At 45.8% G+C, this 572-nt stretch carries 1 protein-coding gene; it reads right to left on the bottom strand.

Translation table 11 applies throughout. The features are described 5' to 3' along the window. Positions 1-572 (bottom strand): DNA polymerase III subunit delta (holA, locus tag R7Z49_RS26645; RefSeq protein WP_318112673.1); only part of this gene is annotated, 572 nt, incomplete at both ends.

Genomic DNA, 572 nt, shown 5'->3' on the forward strand with positions numbered 1-572 from the left:
TAGCTTTACCTGCAAGTAACGCATCAATCCAATTAAACGTCGTAAAGTGGTTGTGTCGACTTAAGGCTTCCTCTAAGCGTACAACAGTCAGTTCGCCATCAGGATAGAGCAAAGCCAGTTTCTCTAGACTCTGAGAAAGTGCAAATAAGTTGCCTTCATGCCACTGTGCCAACATCTGTAAGGATTGCTGATCGGGCTTTAAACCCAATGCGCGGCAGCGCGTTTGCACAAACATAGGCAAACGCTGAAGATCCGGCGTTAAGCAGCTGACCCAGTCGCCTTTGGCATTCAGTGCTTTAAACCATTTGGCATTTTCTTGCGCTTTAGTCAGCTTCGTCCCGATGATCACTAGCATGATGTCATCATGCAACATGTCACACAGAGTCTGTAGCTCTTTGCTGATGGCTGTGGTGACACCGCTTTCTGGGATCTCAAGCTCAATGAGTTGTCGACTAGAAAATAAGCTCAGAGCTTGAAAGCAGTCATACACTTGGTTCCAATCTAAACTTGCATCGACAGCAAAACGGTGTCTTTCTTCAAAACCATGTTGTAGAGCGGTTTTTTGAATCGCT

Source organism: Vibrio sp. 1562 (assembly GCF_033340155.1).
Classification (GTDB): Bacteria; Pseudomonadota; Gammaproteobacteria; order Enterobacterales; family Vibrionaceae; genus Vibrio; species Vibrio alginolyticus.